The organism is Bacillus sp. SIMBA_031, from assembly GCF_046535225.1.
In the GTDB taxonomy this organism is placed as follows: Bacteria; Bacillota; Bacilli; order Bacillales; family Bacillaceae; genus Bacillus; species Bacillus velezensis.
Genome location: NZ_JAWRXC010000003.1, coordinates 501,318 through 523,412, shown reverse-complemented (window position 1 = coordinate 523,412; position 22,095 = coordinate 501,318). Strand labels below are relative to the sequence as shown.

The window sequence follows — 22,095 nt, the reverse complement described above, 5'->3', positions numbered from 1 at the left end:
CATTATATGGATAAGATTTGGTATCTTTTTAGTGCGGAGGTCTTGCGGGGAAACAGAAAAGAAAAACGAGACGGACATCTCTTCTCGTTTTTCTCACGTTGTCAGAGCGGAATATCAATCATCCCGCCGCTTTTGTCAGGAGCTTTCATTTATAAGATGAAGTATAAATTCCCAAAAACCCGGCACTTCCTGGCATAACAGCAAGTCCGCTTTTTCAACTATTTTAATCTTCAATTCTTGTTCAAGATCTTCTCTTTCCTGGTATGATGTATTGCTCAGTTTTTTTTTTATCATTGGCGAAAAACGCGAAATCAAAAGTTCCATTTCGTCGGTATCTGTGTTCTCTTTGTTGAAGTCAAATGGCCCGTTCACTGCTTATTTTCCCCCTTTTTTTGCTTGTCCAGCTGCTTTCTGAGATTATCAAGCCCTTTTTTATGAATATTAGAAATATTCTGCCGTGATTCACCCAGCGACTCGGCAATCTCCTTCATCGTCGCTCCGTGAAGATAAATATTCGTCAGCACGCTTTTTTGTTTATCGGTTAACGTCTGAAGCGCTTCGTATAAATCACGGTTTTGGACATGCTGGCTCAAATCCCCCTGCTTCCGCAGAAACTCTTCATACGCGTCTTTTCCCATTTCATAGGGAAGCGCTTCACCTCCCTCCGGCTGATCCACCGTCAGCGGATAGCGCTTCTGATTTTTACGGATGCGCTTGTCAAAATCGATGGAGAAAATCCGGATCATAGAGTTCATATATTTGATGATCCGGATTTCCTTATAAAACTGTTTAAACTGGTCGTCCAGTGATTTTGCATCCTTCTCGTCTGAATGTTCCAGCACATTTTTAAATTTCTCGTAATGCTTTGGGTCACTTAAAAAATGTTTAACGATCGGATGTTTCATAATTTCCTTGCATTTTGACCGTAAAAGAACTTGATAGTCCATAAAACCGCCCCCTATTTAAATTAAATGAAAGAAAGCAAAAAAAAGTAAACTACTCCTTTCCGACTAAGATTCCGCACTCCTTATGTCCCGGATTTGCCGGAACAAAAAAAAGACCCTCAACCGCGATATCAGGTTTACAGGAGCCGCTCTTTCTTTCACTTATATACATGACTGCAGGTCAAGTCAGGAGGTGGCTGATAATGGATCAGGTTTTTATAGAAGAAGCGGTCAGACAGATCGGCAATCTCGGCTTTCCGGCTCTCATTGCCATGTATCTTCTCACACGGTTTGAGAAGAAGTTTGACGCCCTGATCGAACTGATGACGGAACTGAAAGATCAGAAAATGAAAAATTAATTTTCACACGAAGTTGACTTTTCATCGGAACGCATCACTTAACAAAGCAGAAGGGAAAACGAAAGGCCTTTCACATTCTCTTTCTGAAAAAACAAAGCTTGAGAGGAGACGATTTACATGTCAAAAGAAAACAACTGCAATATCCCGCAGCCGATCAGAGGAGACAAAGGGGCGACCGTCACGATACCGCGCAACCTTGAAAGAGACCGCCAAAATCCGGATATGCTGACGCCGCCGGAAACGGATCACGGCACAGTGGATAATATGAAATTCTCTTTCTCAGATGTGCACAACCGGCTGGAAAAGGGCGGATACGCGCGTGAGGTGACCGTTCGCGAGCTGCCGATTTCTGAAAATCTGGCATCTGTCAACATGCGTTTAAAACCGGGCGCCATCCGTGAGCTGCACTGGCATAAAGAAGCGGAATGGGCATATATGCTGACGGGCAAAGCGCGGGTCACGATTGTTGATGAACAGGGACGCAGTTTTATCGATGACGTGAAGGAAGGAGATCTGTGGTACTTCCCGTCAGGCCTGCCGCACTCCATTCAGGCGCTGAAAGAAGGCTGTGAATTCCTCTTGGTTTTTGATGACGGTTCCTTCTCAGAAAACAGCACATTCCAAGTGACTGACTGGCTTGCCCACACACCGCTTGATGTCATCGCCAACAACTTCGGGGTTTCAGAAAAAGACCTCGCCGGCCTGCCCGGGAAAGAAAAATATATCTTTGAAGAGCCGGTTCCCGGGAAGCTGAAAGATGACATTGTGGAAGGCCCGAACGGTGAAGTGCCATATCCGTTCACTTACCGCCTGCTGGATGAAGGCCCGACTGCTGAGACGGATGGCGGCAAAGTATATATCGCGGATTCCACAAACTTCAAAGTGTCCAAAACGATCGCTTCAGCGCTTGTCGTGGTCGAACCGGGCGCAATGAGAGAGCTGCACTGGCATCCGAACACGCATGAATGGCAGTATTATATTTCCGGTAAAGGACGGATGACGGTTTTTGCATCGGACGGCCATGCGAGAACATTTAACTATCAGGCCGGGGATGTCGGTTACGTTCCGTTCGCAATGGGCCACTATGTGGAGAATTTGGGAGATGAGCCGCTCGTCTTCCTGGAAATCTTCAAGGATGACCACTATGCCGATGTGTCCCTGAACCAATGGCTTGCCATGCTTCCTGAGAAATTCGTCCAGCAGCATCTGGATCTGGGCAAAGACTTTACGGATATTCTTTCGAAAGAGAAACACCCTGTCGTCAAAAAGAAATGCTGAAGACACACACCGGCTTGCAGAGTTCCGTCTCTGCAAGTCTCCTCTGTGTGAAAAGGAGCTGAACAGATGATCAATCAAAACGGGACGAAAATGTTTTTTCTTCAGGTGCTCCGGTATGCCCTGGCAGCCGCTGCCGTATTATTCGGGTATTTTATCGTGATGATGGCTGTATTTTCATTAGCCGGGACGAGCTACGGATCGATGGCGTACGTCCTGCTTTTTTCCGTGCTTTTTATTTTTCTCGGTTTATGTTTTGAACCGCTTGAGCGGCTGATGATACATAGCTTTACCTTTTTTAGGACGGGCAGGCTGCCTTTTCTCCTTTTAGCCAGCACCGTTCAGCTGCTGTTCCTCTGGATGACCGCGTATACGACGGATAAACTGATTGAAAAGATTTGGCTGTCAACGACGGAGGAGCTGATTGTGGCGGGGGTTTTTTTCGTTTTGGATAAATGCGTCTCCGGACAAAAGCAGCCCCGGGCGCAATAAAAAAACGCAGGCCGGAATGGCTCTGCGTTTTTTTCATCATACCGTTGCGTTTTCATGCCGGATTAAATCGTAGGTTAAGCAGACCGGTTTGTTCGTGCGCGGATCTTTTACAATCTGTGCGTCAATCTGAAACACGTCTTCCAATATGCCGGGAGTCATGACTTCCTCCGCCGTTCCTTCCTTGATGACGCGCCCTTTTTTCAGGGCGATCATGTAATGGGAAAAACGGGCGGCATGGTTCAGATCATGAATAACCATTAAAATGGTGCGGCCCTGCTCCTTGTTTAATTTGTCCAGCAGCTGCAAAATTTCAAGCTGATGGGCGAGATCTAAATAAGTGGTCGGTTCATCAAGAAGCAGCAGCTCCGTTTCTTGAGCGAGCGCCATGGCGATCCACACACGCTGCCGCTGTCCCCCGGAAAGCGCTTCGATCGGCCGGTCGTAAAATTCGGCCATCCCCGTCTCTTCAAGCGCCCATTTGATCATGTCACGGTCTTTATCACTCAAACGGCCCATTCCGGACTGATGCGGAAACCTGCCGTAAGAAACAAGTTCGTACACCGTCAGCCCGCTCGGCGCTTCAGGCGTCTGCGGAAGAATTGCCATTTCCTTGGCGATGTCCTTCGTGGATTTTTGCATGATTGCCTGTCCGTTTAAATAGACGGCGCCGGATTTCGGTTTCATGATTCTTGACATCGTTTTGAGAACCGTCGATTTTCCGCAGCCGTTCGGACCGATCAGCGTTGTAATTTTTCCTTTCGGTATGGCGATATCCAATTCTTTCGCTATCAAACGGTCGCCATAACCGACAGTAAGCTGTTCCGCCGATAATGAGTTCATCGCGGCAGTCTCCTTCCTCTATTTCGTTTTCATCAGCAAATATACAAAATACGGCGCTCCGAGCACGGAAATCACCAGGCCGACGGGAACTTCGGACGGTGCAAGCACATTTCTCGCCAGCGTATCGGCAAGCAGAAATAAAAATGCTCCGATTAAAGCCGAAACCGGGATAAGCGTCTGGTGGCGCGGGCCGGTAAGCCTTCTGGCCAAATGCGGCGCAATGAGTCCGAGAAAAGCGATTCCGCCGGCTGCCGCAACACATGACGCGGTCAGGGCAACGGCGCACATCAGCAGAACGCGCCGCTCCTTTTCAACCCGGGTGCCAAGCCCCGCCGCCAGCTGATCACCGAGCTGGAGCACATTTAAATACCTGGCTTTATAGAGGCTGAACGGTAAAAGAACCAGCAGCCACGGCAAAATGGACAGCACCATTTTCCAATTGGCGTTCCAAATCGAACCGGAAATCCATACAAGCGCCTGCATGAAATCCCGCGGGTCCATTTTCAGCTGAAAAATCAAGAGCAGCGCATTAAACCCCGCATTGACGCCGATCCCGACCAAAACGAGCCGGACAGGTGAAACGCCTTTTTTCCAAGCCAGCACATAGATGAGCAGAGCAGCCAGAAAAGCCCCCGCCAAAGCGCTCACCGGAAGCAGCCATGTACCGGCCATGCTTAAATCAACAGCTGATCCTTGGAAAAAGAAGATAAACAAAACGACCGCCAAAGACGCCCCGGCGTTAATACCGAGAATGCCCGGCTCCGCCAAGTCATTTTGAGACACGCTTTGAAAAATCGCGCCTGAAACCGCGATTCCGGCGCCGACCAGCAATGACAGCACCATGCGCGGCAGTCTGAATTCAAATAAAACGAGCTGATCCCGGGCATCCCCCTGTCCGAAAAAGACACGCAGCGAATCAAGAGGCGCAATCCGGATCACACCCATGTTTAAGCTGATAAAAAAGACGATGCATATGAGCAAAAACGTAACGGCCATGACCGCCAGCGGTTTTTTCGATTTTACATTCATTACAGCCCTCTCCTTTCCCTGCGCGCCAAATAAAAGAAAAAGGGAACGCCGATAAGAGCGGTTAAAGCGCCGACCGGTGTTTCAAACGGCGCATTGACGAGTCTTGCGGCAATATCACTGAAGACTAACAGAACGGCGCCGAATACCGCCGAACAGGGAATGATCCATCTGTAATCTACCCCGACTAAAAATCGGGTGATATGCGGAATCACCAAGCCGATAAAAGAAATGGCTCCGGCGACTGAGACTGAAGCCCCCGTCAAGAGGACAACGACAAACATTCCGATTACTTTCACAAGCGATGTGTACTGCCCGAGCCCTTTGGCCAGCTCCTCACCCAAGCTCAGCACCGTCACTGAGCGCGCAATCAGAAATGCCAGCAAAAGTCCGATAACCCCGACCGCCAACAGCAGCTGCACGCCTTCCCATTTCACGGAAGCGACTCCTCCGGCGTACCAGAACTTCACATCCTGGGCGACATCAAAACGGATCGCAATCGCACTTGAAAGCCCCGTTAAGAAATAGCCGACTGCCGTACCGGCCAGCGCGAGCTTCACCGGTGTCAGCCCGCCTTTTGAAAACAGGCCGATGCCAAACACAATAAGCGCTCCGATTCCCGCTCCCGCAAAGGACCACAAAACAAGCCCAGCGGCAGAGAGCCCCGGAAAAAAAGCAAATGCCAATGCGATCGCAAATCCTGACCCCGACGTCACGCCCATAATGGAAGGCTCAGCAAGCGGGTTCCGCGTCAGCCCCTGCATAATCGCCCCGGACACAGCTAAAAAAGCCCCGACGAGCGCGGCGGCGGCGGTTCTCGGCAGCCTCAGATCGCGTATGATTTGATGAGATGTATTTTGCGGCTGAAAGTGAAAGAGAGCATCCCACACCGTCCGCAGATGAATATCGGCAGCTCCGATGGAAACAGACAGAGCCGCGCCGATCAATAAAACCGCAATACCGGCACACAGCAGCACAGCCGCCCGGAATGAACGCGCCGTCCACTGGATTTCACTCCCTGATGCCCCTTGAGCCGTCATTGTCTGTTTCTTTTTCAATAGACCCAACACTCGTTCTTCCTTTCTCAAAACAAGAATGGTAATGATAATGATTATCAATGACTTGTTTCAGTATAGCACTTTTATCTTCTCTTTTAATAGACCTAATTTCATATAAAAAAAGAAAGTTTTTCTTAAAAAAGAGCGTGCTTCTCTATGAAAGCAGTGATATAATCACACTGATAATGATTCTCTTTATCACTAATTTTTATGAAAGAAGGAATGTCAGATGTTCCATACATACAAGAAAATCGGCGCAGCGCTGATTGCCATGCTGCTCATCGCCGCTTTGGCAGCATGCGGCAATTCTTCAGACACGAAAGGTTCTTCTGAAAAAGAAGAAACCATCACGTATAAAGCCGAAAACGGCAATATTAAAATTCCGAAGCACCCGAAACGGGTCGTCGTCATGGCTGACGGCTACTACGGCGACTTTAAACAGCTCGGCATCAATGTTGTCGGCGCGCCGCAAAACGTATTTAAAAACCCTTATTACAAAGGGAAAACAAAAGGTGTCACAAACATCGGCGACGGCACGTCCGTTGAAAAAATCATTGACTTAAAGCCGGATTTAATCGTTGTCTGGACGACACAAGGCGCCGATATTGAAAAACTGGAAAAAATCGCGCCGACAATCGCCATTAAATATGACAAGCTCAGCAATATTGATCAATTCAAAGAGTTTGCGAAAATGACAGGCACTGAAGATAAAGCAGACAAATGGCTGGCTGAATGGGATAAGAAAACCGCTGCCGCTAAAACAAAGGTTCAAAAAGCGGTCGGCTCAAAAACCATCTCCATCATGCAGACAAACGGAAAAGACATCTATGTATTCGGTAAAGACTTCGGCCGCGGCGGAAGCATCATTTATGACAAACTCGGGCTGAAGGCCACAAAACTGACGCGGGAAAAAGCCATTAATCAAGGGCCGGGCTACGCCAGCATTTCACTCGAGAAACTGCCTGACTTCGCGGGAGACTACATCTTTATGGGGCCATGGCAGGCCGGCGGTGACGACAAAGGTGTGCTTGACAGCTCAATCTGGAAGAACCTCGATGCCGTCAAACAAAACCATGTCTACCGCATTGATCCGATCGGCTTCTATTTCTCAGACCCGATCTCACTTGAAGGCCAGCTCGACTACATTACAAAAAGCTTAACGAAGTAACCCCGAAGCCGCTGTCACAGCGGCTTTTTATTATGCTTAAAACTTGACAAAAAAATTCATTTATGCTATAATTTACATTTTTGGATTAACATGTATAATAAGATTCTCCCGGCCGGAGATTGATGTAAATAACGGAGGATCTTTATATGAAAGAAAACAAGGCGAGTATGACTTCCCTGCTGTCCGCTTTCGGAAGGGCGTACCACAGTAAACACGACACCCCGGTGATATTTGATGATTTTATGGCACAAGATCTGATTTCTGAAAAAGAGCATTCGGATATCCGCGCTCATCTGATTCAAGGTATATCATTTTTCAGTAAAGACATGGCCCAGAAGCTTCAAGGCCAACCGGATGACATCTTAAAATGGGTGACTCAAGTCCAGCTGTCTCCTACACCGTTAGCCCGTGCCGCATATTGTGAAGAAGTGCTTTTGAATGAAGTGAAGCTCGGGGCCAAACAGTATGTCATCCTTGGCGCGGGGCTGGATACTTTTTGTTTCAGGCATCCTGAGGTGACAAACGCCTTAGACATATTTGAAATCGATCATCCCGCTTCACAGGAAGACAAAATAAACAGATTGAAACATCTGAACCTCGGCATTTCCCATCATCTACATTTTGTACCGATGGACTTCGCCGCTTCGCTTTCTTTCAGCCGTCTGTATCAGAAAGGTTTTTCACGCCAAAAAACCTTTTTCAGCCTGCTCGGTGTGTCATACTATCTTACGAAAAAGCATCTCGCCCGCCTGCTCACACAATTATTTGCCGAAGTCCCGCCGGGAAGCTCTATCGTGTTTGATTATGCAGATGAGTCCCTTTTTGAAGAAAGAGGACTGTCAAACAGAGTGGAAAACATGGTGAAAATGGCTGCTGCAAGCGGAGAACCGATGTTATCGTGTTTCAGTTATAAAGAAATCGAAAAAATATTAGAATCATCAGGTCTGCTTATTTATGAACATTTATCTCCGGCGGACGTCAATGACCGTTTTTTCAGCGGACGCACTGACCATTTAACCGCATTCGAGACCATTCATTATATACACGCCGTCAAAACGTAACCCGCCGCCGCAAACAAAAAGACATCTCACAGACGTGAGATGTCTTTTTGTCATACCGATTGTCTGTTGTTTGCAAATTTCTTTGAGACGAAAGGATATAACAGCAAACCGACGAAGAACAGCCCGATACCGAGAATAAAGGTCGTTAAATCGGCCGTTCCGGTAATAATGACATAAAAAGAATAAATGCAGGCAAGGATGGCGATGATACCATCTCTTACTCTTGAACCCTTTATCTCGTCATACGTTTCACCCGTAAAAATGAGCTTCAGGCTGTAAAACGCTGATACGAGATACGGAATCAGATAAGCGAGCGTCGCCGCCGTCGTTAAAAACGTAAATGCGTCACTGATCGTCCGGGAAATAACTGAAAAGATAAAGATCTGTGACATCACGTTCGTTACGATTAACGACACAACCGGGCTTCCCTGTTTATTCGTTTTTGCAAAAGCAGCCGGAAAGTCTCCTGATTTCGCCGCTTGATACGGAACTTCAGAGCCGAGAAGAATCCAGCCGAGCATCGTTCCGAACAGACACAAAATCGCCAGAATCGCCATGATGACGCTTCCCGCATTGCCGACGATCGCGTACAATACGTCAACAAACGGTTTTTCCGAGCCGACAAGCTTACCATGCGGAAGCACGCCCATCGTAATCAATGTTACGATGATATAGATGCCAAGCGCGATCAATAATCCGGTAATAGTGGCGCGTTTCACGTCGCGCTGCGAACGGGCGCGCCCTGATAAGATGACTGCCGATTCAATTCCGACGAACGCCCATAATGTTGAAATCGCCGCATTGTGGATCTGCCCGCCGATTCCCTCAACTGTGTGAGGACCTGTTTGAACCGGAAAATAAAAATGATCGAAAAACGACGTTTGAAACACAAATAAACCTGCAATGATAAAGAAGATAAATCCTAATACTTTTGAAAACGTCGTGACGAAATTTAATTTACTCGCACCGTTAATGCTGGTGACGAGAATCGTGTGAGTGCCCCATAATAAAACCGTACATACGGCAAACGTCAGCAGCTGGCCGAGCGTAACCGCCTGACCGCCGATCGAAAACATTTCACGCTTATCCGTTAAAATCGGGAAAAATGATGTTAAATATCCGGCAAGGCTCGTGATGATCGCCACGTTGCTGATCCAGCTCGCCACCCAGTAGCCCCACACCATCGTGAAGCCCGCTGCATTCCCTTTTTTCCGATCGCTGAACAGCGCACGCGCATAGCTTTGCGGCCCCGCCGTCAGCTCAGGCTTGCGGATGGATAAGTGGCCGAAGACCAGCGCGATCATTAACACACCGGCTCCCGTTAAAAGCCATGCCGATGTGGCGCCGAACGGGCTCGCGATTTTTGCGAGCGAACTCGGAAGCGAAAAGATGCCCGAGCCTACCATATTTCCTACGACAAACGCCGTTAATAACCAAAAACCCCATTTTTTCGTCTGTTCCATTCCTGTACCTCCTGGTTGTTCATTCGTACGGACCAGACCCCGAGATCATATTTACACGCAAAAAAAGCCTGAACAAAAGTCCATGCTTAAAGAAACACACACACCCTTGATCTCCGGATAGCCCTCCGCGAAAAAGCACGCGGCAGTCCTGCACTTATTCAGATACAGTCCCAGCATAAAGAAGGATCGGCTTTCTTTACACTTCGGCGCTGATGCCTTTAACACATGTTTTGCGGCCCCTATCAGCCTGGCATGTGCGACTCATCATCAAGCGCAACCTCTACCTCACCGAGAAAGAGTGAGGATTTTTATCATTCAATTCTACTCAGAGGTTATCAGAGATAAAAAGATCTGTCAAAGGGAAAAATTAGATGGAAAACGGATAGAGCGTTCGCCCTACCCGTCTTATATGGTCAGCGGTTGTTTTTTTTCTTTTGAACAGCTTCTTGAAGCGGATCGTCTTTCAGAGCTGCACCGGCGTCGTCAAGCGCGCCTTGAATGACGTTTTTGTTTTTATCGCTGTTTTTTCCTTTTTCTTTGTTAAAGAAAGCCATCTGTATCACCTCTTTATCAAATATAGGTACACCTATAATGTGTCTTTTTCCGCGGCAGAATATGCGGAATCCGCGTCTCCTTCCTTTTGGCGGAACAGGTAAAGTTTGTTGATCAAACATGCATTCTCTTGATATATTTGTAATTCAGGGGATTTTGGCAAAAATAAAAAGGAGAAGCGAAAAATGACAGGAAAAACACACATCATGGGAGGCATCGCTTCTTGTTCCGCAATTGCATATTATTACGGGTATGATCCGGTCCTTATGACCTCAGCGGGTGCCCTCGGGGCGCTGATTCCCGACATATGCCATACGAAAAGCAAAATCGGCAGAACGCTGCCCGTTCTGTCCAAAATCGTAAGCACGGTGTTCGGCCACAGAACGTTTACACACAGTCTGCTGTTTATGCTTATTATGTTTTTCATTACGGCAACCTATATTCCGAATCAGAGCATTTCCGCCGGACTGATGATCGGAATGGCGAGTCATCTTGTGCTTGACGCATGGACCGTCAACGGCATTAAACTGCTGTTTCCGGCCGCCATCCGCTTCCGTCTTCCCCTTTATATGAGAACGGGGAGCTTTTCGGAGCAGCTTGTGCTGGCCGGCTTAACGATTGTATCCTGCTATTATTTATACGAACTGGTTCACGGCCGCATCTCTTAAACAAAAAGCGTCTTTTCGCTTTTCGGGTGAGGAGTCATACATATGAAGAAAACCTTTTTCAGTAATCATCGGTTTTTATGCCTGTCCATCCTGTTCATGTGGATGAAAACCTATGCCGTTTATAAGCTCGGTTTTGATCTGCAGAACAATTCGGTTCTTGAGGAATGTCTGCTTCTCATTAATCCGCTGAGCTTCATTGTGCCGCTGTTCGGCATCGCCCTGCTGCTGACAGAAAAAAAACAGCGGATCTTTCTGCTTTCGGCAAATGTGATGCTGACGGGAATTTTAATCGCGAATACGGTGTTTTACGGGTTTTATATTGATTTTATCACCATACCGGTTTTGTTTCAGGCGAGCAATATGGGTGATATGGGAAGCAGCGTCCAAGAGCTGTTTCACCCGCTTTATATCGCTTTATTTTTGGATATTGCGGTTTTGTTTTACCTTGGTAAAAGGCATAAAGCCGATAAAGGAAAAGCGGGCGCCCGTACCGTTAAAGCGTATGCGTGGGCATCAGCCGGCCTCATGCTGTGCAACCTTGCACTGTCTGAGGCCGAGCAGCCGAAGCTGTTCAAGCACCCTTTTGATCGTGAAGCGCTCGTAAAAGGAATCGGCCTGTTCCACTTTCATTTGTATGACACCATTTCGCAGACGCTGAATGCAGGAGCTAAAGCGTTTGCCGATGAAGACAGCCTTGCGGCGGTCGCAAATTACACTCAAGCCGACTACAGCAGGCCGTCCGAATCAAAGTTCGGGCTCGCCAAGGGACGCAATGTGATTTTTGTTACGCTCGAATCAACACAGCGTTTTGTAATGGATGAGCGGGTCAACGGACGGGAGATTACCCCGTTTTTAAATAAACTGCGGAAAAAAAGTTATGACTTCACTCATTTTTATCAGCAGACTGAACAGGGAAAAACCTCAGATTCAGAATTCATTACTGCGAATTCGCTGTATCCGTCTTCAAGCGGCGCCGTTTTTTTTACAAAAAGCGGCCACCGGTTCAATACGATGTACCATATGTTAAAAGACCGTCAATACTATTCAGCCGTTCTGCATGCCAATCATAAGGCCTTTTGGAACCGGGATGAGATGTACGGGGCATTCGGAATCGACCGTTTTTTCGACGCGGATGAATTTAAGGTGACTCAGGAAAATTCAACAGGCTGGGGCCTGAAGGATAAGGAGTTTCTCGAACAGTCAGCGAAAAAATTAAAGAAGCTTCCGCAGCCGTTTTACGCTAGCCTGCTGACTTTGACCAACCATTTTCCTTTTGAAATTGAAAAACAGGATCAGCTCATTGAGGAACCGGACACAAGCAGCGAGTTATTAAACCGCTATGTGACGACGGTCCGCTATGAAGATGAGGCCCTGAAACACTTTTTCAAGAAGCTGAAAAAAGAAGGCCTGTATGACAACGCGATGATCGTCCTGATGGGAGATCATTACGGTATATCCGAAGCCCATAATCAAGGACTTGCCGAATTCTTAGGGAAAGAGGAAATCACTCCGTTTGATACGGTTCAGCTTCAGCGCGTGCCGTTTATCATTCATATTCCCGGGGTGACCGACCGTGCGCCGGAAACGATTGCTTCAACCGCGGGACAGGTTGATGTAAGGCCGACGCTGCTTCACCTGCTCGGCATTGAAACGAAAGGCAGCATTCAGTTCGGCAATGATCTGTTTTCCGGAGAGCGGACCCCGTTTGCGGTGCTGAGAAACGGCAGCTTTATCACGGATGATCATATTTATACAAAAAATACGTGTTACAGCCGTAAAACGGGCGAACCGCTTTCTGACATGAGCGCGTGCAGCGATGAGAAAGAAAAAGCGGAACAAGAGCTGATGCTTTCCGATAAAATATTAAACGGCGACCTGCTGCGGTTTTATAAGCAATAAAAAAATCCCTCCGTTATATGGAGGGATTTTTCACGTTTCATATATGAGCCGTCCGGTCATTTTCGTATCATATCCGGATAATTGAGAAAGCTGAGACTTGAATTCCTCAGAATTGAGGATGTCCTGCACGCTTTGAACAAGCTCCCGGTTTTGTTTTAAGACGACCACATCGTACTGCTCACTGATCACCGGGATAAAGTCCGTGCCTGCCATATGCGCCGCATGCTGCGACCCGACTCCGATATCCGCCTTTCCGCTTGATACTTGTGAAGCCGCTGACAGATGATCCGTGACAATGTCATGGTAGCCGGCGACATCAGACGGCGTAATGCCGAATGATCTGAGCTGTTCATCCAGCAGGACCCTCGCGCCTGATCCTTTTTCGCGATTGACGATACGGACATCCTTTCGGCTCAAATCCTGAAAGCCCTGAATGTTCAGCGGATTGCCCTTTTTCACATATAATCCTGCCTGACGAAGCACGACATGAAAAAGCGCAAACGGCTCCCCTGAAAGGATGCGCTTCACATACGGGATGTTATACTGCCCCGTCTCCCCATCGTACAAATGCAGACTGACGATGTCACAAGCCCCGCGGTACATCTCGATCAGGCTGTTCAAACTGCCGCTGTACTTACGGAGCGGAGCCGCCTGTATTGTTTGTTCCAGCTGTTTGCTGAGGAGGTCCATCGACACATCCTGCCCGCTGATGATAACGGACTGCCTTTTTTCCGGCTCCCGCCCGCGGGACGGGTCAGGCGCTTCTGCTGCGGATGGCTTTTTTGACATTCTCATGTTTGCTTTATATTGTTTTAAGTCCTCTTCATCGACCCTCATCTGTCTTCCGACCCTATACGCCGGAATGAGTCCTTTTTTTATCAAATCATATACTGTCAGTTTGGAGACCTTCAAAAGGCCCGCAACTTCTTCTATTGTATAGGAAGTGGCTTCTGTCATATTATCACGCTCCGTTTTTATTATAACTGTTCAGATATTGAAAAAAAACCGCACCATCACGTACAATTGCGTTATAATTAGTTTGATCTAATGATATTTAGCTATAAGGGGTGCACAATGTTGAAAAAGAAAGCGACACTACTCACAACTGCGGCTATGGCCGTTTTCCTCGCAACTGCGGGCTGCTCTTCCGGACAATCGTCCAAAGGCGGACAAAACGAAAAAGTCACGCTGACCGTTTCTGCGGCAGCCAGCGCTCAGGATGCACTTGAAGAAATCCAGACCAACTACGAAAAATCACATTCAAACGTAACCATTCAAGACAACTTCGGATCATCAGGCACATTGCAAAAACAAATTTCACAAGGCGCGGGAGCTGATTTATTCTTCTCGGCAGCCGAAGATAAATTCGAAAAGCTCGTTCATGACGGAGATATCGATAAAAAGGACAGCACGGATCTTTTGAAAAATGATCTCGTCATGATCGTGCCTGAGAAAAACAGCGCACACCTGACACACCTGAATGACCTGAAAAAAGACAGCACGGAAAAAATCGCGCTCGGCACGCCTGAATCCGTTCCGGCCGGACAATACGCCAAACAATCATTGACGGCATTATCCCTGTGGGACAAGGTAAGAGATAAAGTCGTCTATGCAAAAGACGTTCGCCAGGTGCTGTCTTATGTTGAAACCGGAAATGTCGATGCCGGGCTTGTCTATAAAACAGACGCGCTGATTTCGAAAAAGGTGAAAATCACCGATGAAGCGCCGGCGAAAACGCACGATCCGATCGTGTATCCGCTCGGCATCGTCAAGGATACAAAGCACCGTAAAGAAGCAGAAGCGTTTTATCAGTATCTGCAGTCGGATGAAGCGATGAAAGTGTTTAAGAAATATGGATTTACTGCCAAGTAACATTACGGCTTCGGAGTTTTTCACTCCCGTCGTACTGTCGTTTCAGGTGGCTTTGGCGTCGGGCTTCGCCGTCATCATTCTCGGGACGCTTGCCGGCGCCTGGATGGCGAAAGCGCGATTTCCCGGAAAAACGGCTGTGGAGACGCTGTTTATGCTCCCGCTCGTTCTTCCGCCTACCGTTGTCGGGTTCATTCTCATTATCATTTTCGGAAAACACAGCTTTATCGGCCGGGCGATTGAGCGGATTTTTCACCAGCCCGTCATTTTCACGTGGTCGGCCGCGGTGATCGCTTCGGCCATTGTCGCCTTCCCGCTTATGTATCAGTCCGCTAAAACGGGCTTCGCCGCGGTTGATGCCGACATCGAGGGAGCGGCGAAAGTAGACGGAGCCGGCAGGTGGCAGGTCTTCACCCGCATTTCCGTCCCGCTTGCCTTTCCCTCCCTCTTGACCGGAAGCATTCTCAGTATTGCAAGGGCGCTAGGTGAATTCGGGGCGACTTTAATGTTTGCGGGAAATATTCCCGGCGTCACCCAAACGCTGCCGACAGCGATTTACGTCGCGATGGACTCCGGCAATGAAACACTCGCCTGGGTGTGGGTGATCTGTATTGTGATCATTTCTTTTCTGATGCTGTTTTTCATCCAATTGAAAAAACCCGCTTGACCGATCCGCCTTCCGCGCACCTTTCGCCGGGAGGCTTTTTGATTTAAAATCGGATGGTATATAATGAAACAAAAAACACACAAAGGGTGCGGCCATGAAGATTAATGTCATTATCGCGGATGATAATTCTTTCATCAGAGAAGGAATGAAAATCATTTTGCATACATATGAGGAATTTACTGTATCGGCAACGTTGGAAAACGGATTCGAGGCGGCAGAGTATTGTAAACACAATCCCGTCGATATCGCCTTGTTGGACGTCCGCATGCCGGTGATGAACGGCGTCGAAGCCGCAAAACGGATCGCGGAGGAAACGGATACGAAGCCGATGATCCTGACAACATTTGACGACGATGAGTATATTTTAGAAGCGATTAAAAACGGCGCGAAAGGATATTTATTAAAAAATACCGAACCGGAACGGATCCGCGATGCGATCAAAAGCGTCTTCAACGGGCACAGCATTCTTCAGGACACCGTGCTGGATAAAATAAAAGACAGCCTTACCCGGCCGGCGGAAGCCGCGCATCAGATTGATGAAAGCCAGTTTACTGAAAGAGAGCTCAGCATCATGTCGCTTATTGCGAAAGGATTCTCGAACAGGGAAATTTCAAAACAGCTTTTCATTTCTGAAGGGACGACGGCCAATTATATTTCCTCTATTTTAGGGAAAACGGGGCTTGAGCACAGAACGCAGATCGCGATTTATTATATCACTGGGAAGGTGGATAACGGGCGTTGAACGGTATGGATTTTTGGATGCTGATGAGCAGACTGATCGCCATTTTTTATACGGCTTTTTTGTTCGTATCGGCAGACCGCCTTTACACACCGTACGCCGTCTTGTTTCTGCTGCTTTATCTGTCTTTGGGCATTGCGGTCTGCATGATCAGGCCGCCCGCTTGGAGGCGCGGGATCACCCTGCTGGCGCTGGCATTGACCGCCTGGCTTTCCGCCTTAGGCCATCCGGCGTTTCTGTTTCTTTTACCGCCCGCCATTTTTGCCGTTCTTGCCGAATATCCGGTTCACCGCTATGTGTTCTGCCTGCTCGTGTTTTTGCCGTTTTTATTTATCCCGTACGGCGACCTTCCGACTTATATCGTCATGACCTTGTTCTGCTTGGCGATATTCGTTTTGGCCGCCCGGTCCAGCGACCGGCTGAAAAAATATGAAGAGCAGTCAGACAGCATGCGCTCAAGCATTGAAAAACTGACGAAACAGCTGCACAGCAGCACAGAATATATCAAACAATCGGAGTATACCGGCAAACTCGAAGAAAGAAACAGATTGTCCCAAGCCATCCATGACAAAATCGGCCATTCCATGACAGGCGCGCTCATTCAGATGGAAGCGGCGAAACGGATGCTCGGCTCCCATCCGGACAAAGCGGCTGAACTGCTCCAAAACGCCATTACCATTTCCAAAGAGGGCATAGAGGATATCCGCATTACGCTGAAAAATATGAAACCGCCCGCTGAACAAATGGGCATTCACAGATTAAGAACGTTTATTGATGAATTTTCGGCCAAAAACGGGATGCCGGTTCCGTTTACGCATCAAGGCGATTTGGACAGGCTGACGCAAATGCATTGGAGAGTCATTCAGGAAAACGTAACCGAAGCCTTGACCAATGCAATGAAATACGCCGATGCCACGCAGATTTTCATTGATATCCATGTGCTGAATAAAGCCGTGAAAGCGGAAGTGAAAGATAACGGAAACGGCGCCGTCCGCTTTAAAAAAGGCCTCGGCATGCTCGGTATGGAAGAACGGGCGGCCGTCCTGCACGGAACCGTTATTTTTGACGGCACGGCCGGTTTTTCCGTCACGACATTGCTTCCGGTTGAATAAGTGAATGTTTTCATGTGAAAAATATGAAGATTCTCATGTCAAAGGAATGAACAGCTGCACTAACGGCTGTTCATTCTTTTTTTTATAATAAGAACATCACAAGACATAGAGGTGGAAACATGAACATTTTGGAGCTCAAACAGCTGAGTAAGAAATTCGGTGATTATACCGCCGTTGACCAAATGTCGCTTGCCGTAAAAGAAGGTGAGATTTTCGGGTTTCTCGGCGCAAACGGAGCCGGAAAAAGCACGACGATCAATATGATCTCAGGTCTTTTAAAACCTTCAGGCGGAGACATTCTGTTTCTCGGAAAAGATATTTTCAAATATAGCAAAGCAACGAAAATGAATATCGGCATCGTCCCTCAAGACCTCGCGATTTACGAAGAATTAAACGCCTATGAAAATGTGAAGTTCTTCGCCGGGCTGTACGGCCTGAGAGGGGCGGCTCTGAAAGAACGGGTCGAGGAAGCCCTGACATTCGTCGGCTTGAGCGATAAACACAAATATTTGCCGAAGCATTTTTCCGGCGGAATGAAACGCCGGCTCAATATCGCCTGCGCCCTTGCCCACCGGCCGAAATTGATCATCATGGATGAACCGACGGTCGGCATTGACCCGCAATCAAGAAATTATATTCTGCAATCAGTGAAAAAGCTGAATGAAATGGGCTGCACGATCATCTACACGAGCCACTACATGGAGGAAGTGGAAGAAATATGCACGCGCATCGCCATCATCGACCACGGAAAAGTCATCGCAGAAGGCACAAAAGAACAGCTGACCTCCATCATTACCGACACGAAGGACGTCGTGATTGAGCTGTCATCCGGAAACGGCATCAGCCTCGGCGATATTCAGGAGCTGCCCGGCGTCAGAGCCGCCGCACTGGAAGAAAACAGTGTGAAAATCAGCTCTGACACAGGGGTCAACAATTTAAACCGCCTGATCCGGTACTTCATGGACAAAGGAATTGAAATCCGCTCCTTGCAGGAACAGGCCCCTGACTTAGAAACGGTATTTCTCACGCTGACAGGCAGAAGCCTGCGCGACTGACCTCACTGAAAGGAGGATTGCAAATGAATATTCTGCACATCGCCGGGAAAGAAATCAAAATCAGTTTCCGCGACAGACGGACTTTTATTTTCATGCTTGCTTTTCCGATCGTCTTCATGCTGATTTTTACTGCGGCATTATCAAACGCCTTTGATTCAGAGGTGACGGTCGGGAACATCAAGGTCGTATATACGGACCAGTCAAACGGCCCTCTTTCTCATGATTTTACTGAGTTTATGAAAGCCGCCAAAAAAGAGCATGTCTATTTTCAAAAAGCGGACACGGAGGCAAAAGGCAAAAACGAGGTTCGAGAAAATCAGGCGGATGCTTTCGTCACTGTAAAAAACACCGGTTTTCAAGTCTTTACAAATGACCGGAGCGGCATAAACGGCACGATCGTCCAAGGCATGCTGACCGCTTTTACCAATCAATACAAAGCAGGCGCCGCCGCTTACAAGGCGCATAAGGCGCCTTCCGCCGGACAAATCAAAAGCGATTATATGAAGCAGACGTCTTTACACAAAGCGAAAGAACCGAAAGCGAAAGATTTTTACGCAATATCCATGACGACGATGATCGGGCTGTACGCCTCGATTTTTGCAAGCAGCTTATTCCGCGGGGAAAGAATACGGCACACCGCAGATCGCCTGATCGCCGCCCCGCTCCGGAAAAGCGATATCTTTCTCGGAAAGATGCTCGGCATTTTGGCTGTGAATGTTCTGACGATTCTTGCCGTTGTCGCCTTCAGCAAATTTATCTTAAAAGCGAATTGGGGCAGCCACATGGGCCTTGTGCTTTTGATTCTCGTTTCTGAAATTCTTTTGGCCGTCAGCTTCGGGCTCAGCCTGAGCTATTTGACCAGAAAACCCGAAAGCGCCAGATTAATCACCGTCATCATCGTTCAGGTGATGTCCATTATCGGCGGCGCCTATTACAAATATGAAGGCGGAGGAATTTCCGCCCTGTCGCCCTTATCCTGGATCAATAAGGCGATTAACAACATCATTTACGCAAATGATGTATCAGCGGCATGGCCTGCACTCGGTTTAAATACAGCATTGGCGGTACTCTTTTTGCTGATCGCCGCATTTACGTTTCAAAGACGGGAGGGACTGTAATATGAAAAACTTCTGGTGGCTGTTTGCGCACACTCTCAAAGGGATTACAAAAAGCAAAAAACAGCTCATTCTTTATATCGGGGCTCCGCTGATCGGCGTCTTCCTCTCCTTCATGACCAATGCCAACGGCGGAGCCGAAACGCTCAATATCGGCATTCTCAATCAAGACGGCGGAGAAGTGGCACAGGATACGGTCACGTTTTTAAAAGGACTGGATCATGTGAAGATTTCGGAGGAAACGGCTGCGTCCGCCACATCCAAGATCGCTTCAGGAAAAATGGAGGCGCTCATTACGTTTGAAAAAGGCTTCTCCCAAAGCGTAAAAGACGGGAAACCGGCTCACATCGGCATGACCTCGCTGAAAGGCGCCCAGGTCACCGGATATGTCAGCTCTTATTTGTACAATTATATGAACAGCGCCGCCTCAATCGGCAAATCTTCCGGCGGAGACGCAAAAGCCTTTCAGGCGATGTACGCCGATTTCAAGCATTCTCCGATTCAAACGGAGTCCGCTGTTTTACAAGATACATCGAACCATAAAGAAATGACCTACTCAGTCATCGGGTATCTCATTATCATTATGCTCTATTCCGCCGGCAACCTGACGGAACTGATGATTAAAGAGCGGGAAAACAGGACGTACTACAGGCTTCTGTCAACGCCGATCACATCAAAGCAATATGTACTGGCAAACGCGGCGGTGAATATCATTATCATGGCCGTCCAAATTCTATTCGCCGTTCTCTTTATGGGCGCCGCTTTTCATATTCATCCGTCATTCCCGCTGTGGCAGCTGTTCATCCTGATGATGCTGTTTGCATTAAGCGCGATCGGGATCGCCTTTATTACCGTCGGTTTTTCCAACAGCAGCGCTTCGGCATCGGCGCTTTTGAATTTGATCGTCGTGCCGACATGCTTGCTCGCCGGCTGCTTCTTTCCGGGCAATATTATGCCGAAAACGGTGCAGACAATCGCCGAATTTCTGCCTCAGCGCTGGGTGCTCGATACGGTCGATCAATTGCAGCACGGCCGCACGTTCCAAAGCCTGATGCTGAACATCATCATTTTGGGAGCCTTCGCCGCCGCCCTGTTATTAATAGCCGCATACAGGTTCAGCGTAAAACGTCAGACACAGACATTTATGTAAAGAAAAACAGCCCCGTAAAGGGCTGTTTTTTCTTAGAACAGAAGCTCGTCCGGATTCGGGCCGACACGCTCGTCTTTGTTCAATGCGCTGATCTTTTCCATTTCTTCCTGTGACAGTTCGAAATCAAAAATATCGGCATTTTCTATGATGCGGTGCTCTTTAATCGATTTCGGAATGGTAACGACTTCGTTTTGAAGATCCCAGCGCAAAATCACTTGAGCAACCGATTTGTTATGTTTTTCCGCAATTTGAGACAGCACTTCGTTATCGAGGAGCTGTCCCTGCATCAATGGAGACCAAGCTTCCACTTGAATGCCCTGCGCTTTGCAGAAATCTCTTACTTCTTTTTGAGTCAGGCGCGGGTGGAATTCAATCTGGTTGACCATCGGCTTGATTTCAGCATCTTTCAGCAGTTCTTCTAAATGATGCACTTGGAAGTTGCTGACGCCGATGGCGCGGATTTTGCCGTCTTTGTACAGCTTTTCAAGAGCGCGCCATGTGTCTTTATATTTATCCTTGCCCGGCCAGTGAATCAGGTAAAGGTCGAGGTAATCGAGGCCGAGGCGCTCAAGGCTTTTCTCAAACGCGTCAAGTGTCGTTTCGTATCCTTGATCTTCATTCCACACTTTTGACGTGATGAACAGCTCTTCTCTGGCAACGCCCGCGGCTCTGATGCCTTCGCCGACACCCTCTTCATTTTTATAAATAGCCGCCGTATCAATGCTGCGGTAGCCGTTTCTGATTGCCGCTTCGACGGAGTCCGCCGCTACGCTTCCGTTTTCCACCTTGAACACGCCAAGGCCGAACCACGGCATTTCAACGCCATTATGAAGCTTTACAGTATCTTTTAAGCTTTTTGCCACGTTGAACCATCCTTTCTAGTCATTATGTAAACGGTTATTATTATCTCACATTTCCGCCGTAAGAAACCAATTATACGCTCATCGTTATCATAAAAACCATCTTTAGTGCCCAAGCACCACTGACGTTATTATTTTCCTATTTTTCAAAAATTACGGTTAGTTGGGTAACTGTCCGGGTAAATCGCTACTGTAGCCACCACACAATTGAAGGAGGAAATCATATGAAACGTATGCGTATCCCGATGTCCGTTGCCCTTGGCGCCGCTTTGTCTCTGACTCCTCTGTCCTTTGTATCCGCAAAAGAAACCCCGGTCCCTCAAAACATGGCACAGCAATCATCAGATGTCTCAGCAAAAGATGTCGGATTAAACATTGATGTTGACCTGCTCGGCATCGGCAATTCGATTGCTGACGCGATTAAGTCGGCGCAAAACCGTGACGGCTTCGTCAAAAACTTAATGGAATCTTCATTCTACGCTTCCGGACAAAAATATAACGTCATGGTGTTTAATTTAAGCCAGGAATATGAAGATCATTTTAACGGTGTTCAGTTTTACGGTTCCGCCGTTTATGACGGCATCACGTACGGCATTTGGGTGTTTGAAGACGGAAGCTTCACCAACAAAGGAGATGGCGGCTGGATCAACTGGGCCTTCAGAGGCTGGTTTGACCGCGACGGCGATCACGTCGAATTCCATCGTCCGTAATCAAAAAAAGTCC

The 22,095-nt window shown here is 47.9% G+C and carries 24 protein-coding genes and 1 riboswitch; of the genes, 15 read left to right on the top strand and 9 right to left on the bottom strand.

Going from position 1 to position 22,095, the window contains the following annotated elements; translation table 11 throughout:
- Window positions 1-135 precede the first annotated feature (135 nt).
- Entirely contained in the window at window positions 136-372 is a 237-nt protein-coding gene (gene rsoA, locus SB724_RS12560; RefSeq protein WP_410571353.1) for a sigma-O factor regulator RsoA, read from the bottom strand.
- Window positions 369-905: a sigma-70 family RNA polymerase sigma factor gene (locus SB724_RS12555; protein ID WP_410571390.1), complete on the bottom strand. Its 537-nt coding sequence runs from the start codon at window positions 903-905 to the stop codon at window positions 369-371. Before SB724_RS12555 ends, rsoA begins: the two co-directional genes overlap by 4 nt.
- Window positions 906-1,147: 242 nt before the next feature.
- On the opposite strand from SB724_RS12555, the gene SB724_RS12550 reads away from it, so the two are divergent.
- From SB724_RS12550 to SB724_RS12540, 3 genes are all read left to right on the top strand, one after another.
- Window positions 1,148-1,303: a YvrJ family protein gene (locus tag SB724_RS12550; RefSeq protein WP_012118419.1), complete on the top strand. Its 156-nt coding sequence runs from the start codon at window positions 1,148-1,150 to the stop codon at window positions 1,301-1,303.
- Window positions 1,304-1,420: 117 nt separating this feature from the next.
- Window positions 1,421-2,581 carry an oxalate decarboxylase family bicupin gene (locus SB724_RS12545; protein ID WP_007410043.1) on the top strand — a complete coding sequence of 387 codons (1,161 nt, stop codon included), beginning with the start codon at window positions 1,421-1,423 and terminating at the stop codon, window positions 2,579-2,581.
- 66 nt (window positions 2,582-2,647) lie between these two features.
- A complete protein-coding gene (locus SB724_RS12540; protein ID WP_022553760.1) occupies window positions 2,648-3,070 on the top strand; it encodes a regulatory YrvL family protein in 423 nt (140 codons plus the stop codon).
- A 36-nt stretch (window positions 3,071-3,106) separates the two neighbouring features.
- Here SB724_RS12540 and SB724_RS12535 read toward each other — a convergent pair whose 3' ends face one another.
- The 3 genes from SB724_RS12535 to SB724_RS12525 are packed head-to-tail and all read right to left on the bottom strand — an operon-like array spanning window position 3,107 to window position 5,976.
- Window positions 3,107-3,910 (bottom strand): ABC transporter ATP-binding protein, encoded by an 804-nt coding sequence (locus tag SB724_RS12535; RefSeq protein ID WP_007613715.1) that lies wholly within the window; start codon window positions 3,908-3,910, stop codon window positions 3,107-3,109.
- 18 nt (window positions 3,911-3,928) lie between these two features.
- Window positions 3,929-4,939, bottom strand: a complete 1,011-nt coding sequence (locus SB724_RS12530) for a FecCD family ABC transporter permease (RefSeq protein ID WP_022553761.1) — start codon at window positions 4,937-4,939, stop codon at window positions 3,929-3,931.
- Window positions 4,939-5,976 carry a FecCD family ABC transporter permease gene (locus tag SB724_RS12525; protein WP_029973587.1) on the bottom strand — a complete coding sequence of 346 codons (1,038 nt, stop codon included), beginning with the start codon at window positions 5,974-5,976 and terminating at the stop codon, window positions 4,939-4,941. Before SB724_RS12525 ends, SB724_RS12530 begins: the two co-directional genes overlap by 1 nt.
- A gap of 247 nt (window positions 5,977-6,223) precedes the next feature.
- Between SB724_RS12525 and SB724_RS12520 the strand changes: the two genes are divergently transcribed.
- Together SB724_RS12520 and SB724_RS12515 are read left to right on the top strand one after the other, a co-directional pair.
- Window positions 6,224-7,162, top strand: coding sequence for an iron-hydroxamate ABC transporter substrate-binding protein (locus SB724_RS12520; RefSeq protein ID WP_095060560.1), 939 nt, complete (start codon window positions 6,224-6,226; stop codon window positions 7,160-7,162).
- A 146-nt stretch (window positions 7,163-7,308) separates the two neighbouring features.
- Entirely contained in the window at window positions 7,309-8,223 is a 915-nt protein-coding gene (locus SB724_RS12515) for a class I SAM-dependent methyltransferase (protein WP_410571350.1), read from the top strand.
- A 50-nt stretch (window positions 8,224-8,273) separates the two neighbouring features.
- Here the strand turns inward: SB724_RS12515 and SB724_RS12510 are convergent, their stop codons facing one another.
- A complete protein-coding gene (locus SB724_RS12510; protein ID WP_007613722.1) occupies window positions 8,274-9,686 on the bottom strand; it encodes an amino acid permease in 1,413 nt (470 codons plus the stop codon).
- A 110-nt stretch (window positions 9,687-9,796) separates the two neighbouring features.
- Window positions 9,797-9,977: riboswitch (Lysine riboswitch) on the bottom strand.
- A gap of 122 nt (window positions 9,978-10,099) precedes the next feature.
- Window positions 10,100-10,240 carry a small acid-soluble spore protein SspJ gene (sspJ, locus tag SB724_RS12505; protein WP_021494114.1) on the bottom strand — a complete coding sequence of 47 codons (141 nt, stop codon included), beginning with the start codon at window positions 10,238-10,240 and terminating at the stop codon, window positions 10,100-10,102.
- A 183-nt stretch (window positions 10,241-10,423) separates the two neighbouring features.
- Here sspJ and SB724_RS12500 point away from each other — a divergent pair, with 183 nt between their 5' ends.
- A complete protein-coding gene (locus SB724_RS12500; RefSeq protein WP_095060550.1) occupies window positions 10,424-10,906 on the top strand; it encodes a metal-dependent hydrolase in 483 nt (160 codons plus the stop codon).
- A 42-nt stretch (window positions 10,907-10,948) separates the two neighbouring features.
- Complete coding sequence (locus tag SB724_RS12495) at window positions 10,949-12,805, top strand: LTA synthase family protein (protein WP_265973038.1); 1,857 nt, start codon at window positions 10,949-10,951, stop codon at window positions 12,803-12,805.
- A gap of 30 nt (window positions 12,806-12,835) precedes the next feature.
- On the opposite strand, the gene SB724_RS12490 is transcribed toward SB724_RS12495, so the two are convergent.
- A complete protein-coding gene (locus SB724_RS12490; RefSeq protein WP_043020702.1) occupies window positions 12,836-13,762 on the bottom strand; it encodes a substrate-binding domain-containing protein in 927 nt (308 codons plus the stop codon).
- A gap of 117 nt (window positions 13,763-13,879) precedes the next feature.
- On the opposite strand from SB724_RS12490, the gene modA reads away from it, so the two are divergent.
- The 7 genes from modA to SB724_RS12455 all read left to right on the top strand — a co-directional run bounded on the left by modA (window position 13,880) and on the right by SB724_RS12455 (window position 20,512).
- Window positions 13,880-14,677 (top strand): molybdate ABC transporter substrate-binding protein, encoded by a 798-nt coding sequence (gene modA, locus SB724_RS12485; protein ID WP_410571346.1) that lies wholly within the window; start codon window positions 13,880-13,882, stop codon window positions 14,675-14,677.
- On the top strand, window positions 14,658-15,341 hold the full coding sequence (gene modB / locus SB724_RS12480) for a molybdate ABC transporter permease subunit (RefSeq protein ID WP_007613732.1): 684 nt from the start codon (window positions 14,658-14,660) through the stop codon (window positions 15,339-15,341). Before modA ends, modB begins: the two co-directional genes overlap by 20 nt.
- 94 nt (window positions 15,342-15,435) lie before the next feature.
- On the top strand, window positions 15,436-16,083 hold the full coding sequence (locus tag SB724_RS12475) for a response regulator (RefSeq protein WP_335495644.1): 648 nt from the start codon (window positions 15,436-15,438) through the stop codon (window positions 16,081-16,083).
- Between the two features lie 5 nt (window positions 16,084-16,088).
- A complete protein-coding gene (locus SB724_RS12470; RefSeq protein WP_259425645.1) occupies window positions 16,089-17,192 on the top strand; it encodes a sensor histidine kinase in 1,104 nt (367 codons plus the stop codon).
- Between the two features lie 119 nt (window positions 17,193-17,311).
- Window positions 17,312-18,247: an ABC transporter ATP-binding protein gene (locus SB724_RS12465; protein WP_007613736.1), complete on the top strand. Its 936-nt coding sequence runs from the start codon at window positions 17,312-17,314 to the stop codon at window positions 18,245-18,247.
- Window positions 18,248-18,270: 23 nt separating this feature from the next.
- Complete coding sequence (locus tag SB724_RS12460) at window positions 18,271-19,365, top strand: ABC transporter permease (protein WP_410571343.1); 1,095 nt, start codon at window positions 18,271-18,273, stop codon at window positions 19,363-19,365.
- A 1-nt stretch (window position 19,366) separates the two neighbouring features.
- On the top strand, window positions 19,367-20,512 hold the full coding sequence (locus SB724_RS12455) for an ABC transporter permease (protein WP_410571341.1): 1,146 nt from the start codon (window positions 19,367-19,369) through the stop codon (window positions 20,510-20,512).
- Window positions 20,513-20,544: 32 nt separating this feature from the next.
- On the opposite strand, the gene SB724_RS12450 is transcribed toward SB724_RS12455, so the two are convergent.
- Window positions 20,545-21,375, bottom strand: a complete 831-nt coding sequence (locus SB724_RS12450; RefSeq protein ID WP_007410023.1) for an aldo/keto reductase — start codon at window positions 21,373-21,375, stop codon at window positions 20,545-20,547.
- Window positions 21,376-21,596: 221 nt separating this feature from the next.
- Between SB724_RS12450 and SB724_RS12445 the strand changes: the two genes are divergently transcribed.
- A complete protein-coding gene (locus SB724_RS12445) occupies window positions 21,597-22,082 on the top strand; it encodes a hypothetical protein (RefSeq protein WP_007613741.1) in 486 nt (161 codons plus the stop codon).
- The last annotated feature ends 13 nt before the right edge of the window (window positions 22,083-22,095 follow it).